Source organism: Halorubrum sp. C191 (genome assembly GCF_002727095.1).
In the GTDB taxonomy this organism is placed as follows: domain Archaea; phylum Halobacteriota; class Halobacteria; order Halobacteriales; family Haloferacaceae; genus Halorubrum; species Halorubrum ezzemoulense.
This window is the reverse complement of sequence record NZ_NHNZ01000191.1, coordinates 1-4724: the sequence shown is the minus strand read 5'-3', so window position 1 is coordinate 4724 and position 4724 is coordinate 1. Positions and strand designations below refer to the sequence as shown.

Genomic DNA, 4724 nt, shown 5'->3' with positions numbered 1-4724 from the left:
GCCCCGACCACGACGGGCTCGCCCGCGAGGTCGGGGCGGCGCAGCCGCTCGCAGGATGCGTAAAAGCAGTCCATGTCGACGTGGCAGACGACGCGGTCCGCGTCGTCGTCCCCGCCGTCGGCGCCCGGGAGCGTCTCCCCGGCGACTGGCGTCCCGCCGGTCATCGATCCCGACTCCGCGCTCCGCGGTCTTAAGAACCAGCCACGCGCGCCGGAAGTGGAACGCGGACCGCGGTCGCCGCCGCCCCCGGATCCAGATCCGATAGCCGGGTCGGTAGTCGTTTATTCCTCGCGATCGTTCGTTCACGTATGCCCGCCGCGATCGACGTGTTACACGTCGACGACGACCCGTCGGTCCTCGACCTCACGGAGGCGTACCTCGAACGCGAGATCGACTCCGTGGCGGTGACGAGCGTGACCGACCCCGAGACAGCCTTGGACCGGCTCGACGAGGCCGCCTTCGACTGCGTGGTCAGCGACTACGACATGCCCGCGATGGACGGGCTGGAGTTCTTCGACGTGTTCAGCGACCGCCACGGGGAGACCCCGTTCGTGCTGTACACCGGGAAGGGCTCGGAAGAAATCGCCAGTCAGGCGCTCAACGCGGGGGTCACCGGCTACTTCCAGAAGGGCGGTCCCGAGCAGCTCCGCCGGCTCGCGAACCGCGTCGATCAGGCGGTCGAGGAGCACCGGACCAAAGAGATCGCCGAGCGCTACTCGACGGTCATCGAGGCGCTCGGCTACCCCGTCTACGTCGTCGACGAGACCGGCGTCTTCCGGTTCGTCAACGAGCCGTTCGCCGAGCTCACCGGCTACGACCGCGAGGAGATCATCGGCCAGAAGCCCGGGTTCATCAAGGACGACGCGGCGGTCAAAGAGGCCGAGGACCGCCTCGGCACGATCCTCTCGTCTTCGGGGCCCGACGTCCAGCATTTCGGCGTCGACATCGTCCCGAAGGAGGGAGAGCCGATCCCCTGTCGCGACCACATGGCCGCGCTGCCGTACGAGGGCGACTCGTTCAACGGCAGCGTCGGCATCCTCCGAAACGTCTCCGACGAGCGCGAGCGCCGCGCGGAACTGGAGACGAAGACCCGCGCCCTCGACGAGGCGCCGGTCGGGATCACCATCACGGACGCGGACCGGGAGGACAACCCCATGGTGTACGTCAACGACCGGTTCGTCGAGATGACCGGGTACGACCGCGAGGAGTCGATCGGCGTCAACTGCCGGTTCCTCCAAGGGCCGGACACGGAGGAGGAGTCGGTTCAGGAGCTCCGCGACGCGATCGACGCCGACGAGCCGACGAGCGTCGAGCTGCTGAACTACCGGAAGGACGGGACGGAGTTCTGGAACCGAGTGAGCATCGCCCCGATCTGCGACCCGAACGGGACCGTCACGCACTGGGTCGGCTTCCAGGAGGACATCACGGCGTTCAAAGAGCGGGAGGCGGCGCTCGAACGACAGAACGACCGGCTCGACTCCTTCGCGAGCATCGTCTCGCACGACCTGCGGAACCCCCTCAACGTCGCGCAGGGGCGGGTCCAACTCGCCCGCGAGGCGTCGGACGACGCGGAGAACCTCGACGCCGCGCTCGACGCGCTCGCCCGGATGGAGTCGATCGTCGAGCGGACCCTCGCGCTCGCCCGCGAGGGAGAGACGGTCGGCGACCCGGAGCGCGTCGACCTCGCGGACGTCGTCGCCGACAGCTGGTCAACCGTCGACACCGCGGACGCGACCCTCTCGGTCGAGACCGACCGCGAGGTGCTCGCCGACCCGGACCGCCTCCGGAACCTCTTCGAGAACCTGATGCGCAACGCGGTCGACCACGCCGGCGACGACGTCTCGATCCGGGTCGGCGACCTCTCGGACGGCTTCTTCGTCGAGGACGACGGGTCGGGGATCGACCCGGCGGTCGCCGACTCGCTCTTCGAACCCGGCGAGAGCGGCGGCGCGGGCACCACCGGATTCGGCCTCGCGATCGTTCAGGAGATCGCCACCGCGCACGGGTGGACGGTCGAGGCGACGACCGGCGAGGACGGCGGCGCGCGGTTCGAGGTCCGCGGCGTCGACAAGCGGACCCCGGCGACCCCCTGAGCCGCTCGGTCTCGGTCGACACCGAGACCGCGGTTCGACGCTCGTCGGCGACCGAAACCGGATCGACTCCCCCCGTTCACAAGCGCCTTTATCATCCGTTCCGAACCCAGAGTGAATGGGGCTCCTCTCCGGCGTCACCGACACCGACCGGCGCGTGATCGTGCTGGCGCTCGCGCGAATGGTCGGCGCCGCCGGGAACTCCTTTCTCATCGTCGTCCTCCCGCTGTACATCACCAGCGACCTCGTCGACATCGAGGGGTTACTCGGCGTCGAGGTCGGGGTCGGCGCGGCCGCGGTCACGCTGACCGAACCGCTCCTCATCGGCGTCGTGCTCTCGCTTTTCGGCTTTCTCAACAGCCTCTCGCAGCCGTTCACGGGGCGGCTCTCCGACCGCGTTGGCGCCCGTCGTCCGTTCGTCCTCGCCGGAATCCTGCTCCTCGGAACCGCGAGCGGGCTGTACACGATCGCGACGAGCTACCCGGTGCTGGTGGCGCTGCGGGCGATACAGGGGCTCGGCGCGGCGCTCATCATCCCCGCCACGGTCGCCCTCGTGAACGAGTACGCCGCGAGCGACGCCGACCGCGGCGGCAACTTCGGCGTGTACAACACGTTCCGGCTCATCGGCTTCGGCTTCGGCCCGGTCCTCGCGGGCGCGGTCGTCGCTCGCGGGCCGTACGACCTCTCCGCCGTCGGGCTCCCGGTCCTCGACGGCTTCGACGCCGCCTTCGTCGCGGCCTGCGCGGGGGCGTACCTCAGCTTCACGCTCGTGTTCCTGCTCGTCCGCGACGCCGACGTCGAGGCCGAGGCGGGCGACGACGTGTCGATCCGGGTCCGCGGCGAGGACCGCCTGCTCGACCCCGTGTTCACGCTCGGGCTCGCGACCGTCGCCATGGGCGCGTGCATCGCCCTGTTCGCGACGCTCCAGAACCAAGTGAACGTGCGGCTCGACCAGCCCCCAGTGTGGTTCGGCGCCCAGTTCGCGGCCGTGACGATAGCGAACGTGGTCTTCCAGGTCCCCGTGGGCCGCGCCAGCGACCGGATCGGCCGCCGGCCGTTCCTGCTCGCCGGCTTCGTCATCCTCGTCCCGACGACGCTGCTTCAGGGGATCGTGACCGAGCCGGCGCTGATGATGCTCGTCCGGCTCGGCCAAGGGATCGCGGTCGCGTGCGTGTTCGCCCCGTCGCTCGCGCTCGCCGGCGACCTCGCCCGCGAGGGTGAGTCCGGGACCACCCTGTCGGTGCTCACGATGGGCTTCGGCTTCGGCGTCGCCCTGGGGCCGCTGGCGTCCGGCTGGCTCTACGGCTTCGGTTTCGTCGTCCCCTTCGCGGTCGGGGCCGCGGCCGCCGTGCTCGCGCTGATCGCCGTCTTCACGCAGGTGGAGGAGACGCTCGATACCGGCGACGAGCCGGCCGCGGCGGCCGGCGCGGACTGAGCGGGAGAGCGGGCGGAAATCCGCACCCGGCGCTCGTTTCGCGCGTCGTCAACACTCAGCTTCGGCGTAGTACATGCCTCCGCCGTTCTCGTCGACCGGACTGAACGCGGATACACACTCGTCGTCCTCACTCTCTTGTGCCACGCTCTCCGTGAATAGACTGGCTTCGTCGATCGAATCCGCGTATATCGTGAGTTCCAGGTCTCCCTCACCACTCATCCAACTTTCTTTTAAATACACTCCGACCGTCGCTCCGCCTTGCTTCGGGCCGAATCGGAACCCGTCCTCGGATACGACCTCGTCGCCTCGCTCCGCAACTATCGTGACACCGACGGTCTCGTCCCGCAGATTCACCACGTCTATCTCCCGAATTTCCACCTGCGGGTCGTCGTCGGAAATACAACCGGCGGTGAGCCACCGCGAGGGCTCCGAGGACCTCGCGGCGTCTCCGTTTCGGCACTTCGGTTCACAATCCGGAAACATCGTTTAACCATGCGGCCCGTCGGAGTTCTCTGTTCCGACGAGTACAATCCGAGGCGCGTCCGGGTAGCAGACACGTCCTCTCGGCCCCCTCCGCAGTCAACAGAGCCAAACCGGTCGCGGCCGAACCGCCTCGCGTGCCGAGCGACCGCCTCCGCTGCGTCGAGTGCCGCGAGCCGATCCCCGCCGACGCCCGGATCTGTCCGCACTGTCGCAGCATCCAACCCTCGCCGCTGCTGGACGTGGGCGTCGTCGTCGCCGGCGTGTTCGCGCTGCTGTTCGGCGTCGTCCTGACGGTGATGACCGTCGGGACCAGTCGCCTCCTCGGGTTCGTCCTGCTCGTCGTCGGGTTCGGCCTCGCGGTCGGCGGGTACACGCGATACATCGATCGACGAGCGACGAGCCGGGCGCGGTGAGTCCGCCGCTCGCCGCCCGTTTTCCGTCCTCGCGGCTGCGACAATTTAAGTAGCAGCGCGCGCCACGGTACGGACATGCTCACCCCACTCAACGGCGGCTTGGTCCTCGCGGGGCTGGCGCTCGCGTTCGTCGGCGCGGCGGTCTCCGTCTACGCGGTGACGCTGACGGGGCTGCTCGTCGGCGCCGGCGCCGGCTACCTGCTCGCGCCGAACGTCGTCGGCCTCGTCGCGGTCGACGGCGCCGCTCTCACCGCCGGCGCGGTCGCGGTCGGCGGCCTCCTCGGCGGCTTCCTCGCGTACGCC

The 4724-nt window shown here is 69.4% G+C and carries 4 protein-coding genes and 2 pseudogenes; 4 read left to right on the top strand and 2 right to left on the bottom strand.

Annotated elements, in window-relative coordinates; translation table 11 throughout:
- Positions 1-164: pseudogene (locus Z052_RS17000) on the bottom strand (DNA polymerase IV); the annotation flags it as partial.
- Between the two features lie 144 nt (positions 165-308).
- On the opposite strand from Z052_RS17000, the gene Z052_RS16995 reads away from it, so the two are divergent.
- Positions 309-2093, top strand: coding sequence for a PAS domain-containing protein (locus Z052_RS16995; protein WP_094583030.1), 1785 nt, complete (start codon positions 309-311; stop codon positions 2091-2093).
- Between the two features lie 115 nt (positions 2094-2208).
- Complete coding sequence (locus Z052_RS16990) at positions 2209-3525, top strand: MFS transporter (RefSeq protein WP_094494597.1); 1317 nt, start codon at positions 2209-2211, stop codon at positions 3523-3525.
- Between the two features lie 48 nt (positions 3526-3573).
- On the opposite strand, the gene Z052_RS16985 is transcribed toward Z052_RS16990, so the two are convergent.
- Positions 3574-4008: a hypothetical protein gene (locus tag Z052_RS16985; RefSeq protein WP_241897988.1), complete on the bottom strand. Its 435-nt coding sequence runs from the start codon at positions 4006-4008 to the stop codon at positions 3574-3576.
- Between the two features lie 134 nt (positions 4009-4142).
- Here Z052_RS16985 and Z052_RS16980 point away from each other — a divergent pair, with 134 nt between their 5' ends.
- Together Z052_RS16980 and Z052_RS16975 are read left to right on the top strand one after the other, a co-directional pair.
- On the top strand, positions 4143-4421 hold the full coding sequence (locus tag Z052_RS16980; protein WP_094521458.1) for a zinc ribbon domain-containing protein: 279 nt from the start codon (positions 4143-4145) through the stop codon (positions 4419-4421).
- Between the two features lie 75 nt (positions 4422-4496).
- A pseudogene (locus Z052_RS16975) lies at positions 4497-4724 on the top strand (phosphate ABC transporter permease); the annotation flags it as partial.

Bases quoted from the DNA above. Each gene is read 5' to 3' on its own strand.
- Z052_RS16995 (WP_094583030.1), top strand. From the start codon at position 309: ATGCCCGCCGCGATCGACGTGTTACACGTCGACGACGACCCGTCGGTC.
- Z052_RS16990 (WP_094494597.1), top strand. From the start codon at position 2,209: ATGGGGCTCCTCTCCGGCGTCACCGACACCGACCGGCGCGTGATCGTG.
- Z052_RS16985 (WP_241897988.1), bottom strand. From the start codon at position 4,008: ATGTTTCCGGATTGTGAACCGAAGTGCCGAAACGGAGACGCCGCGAGG.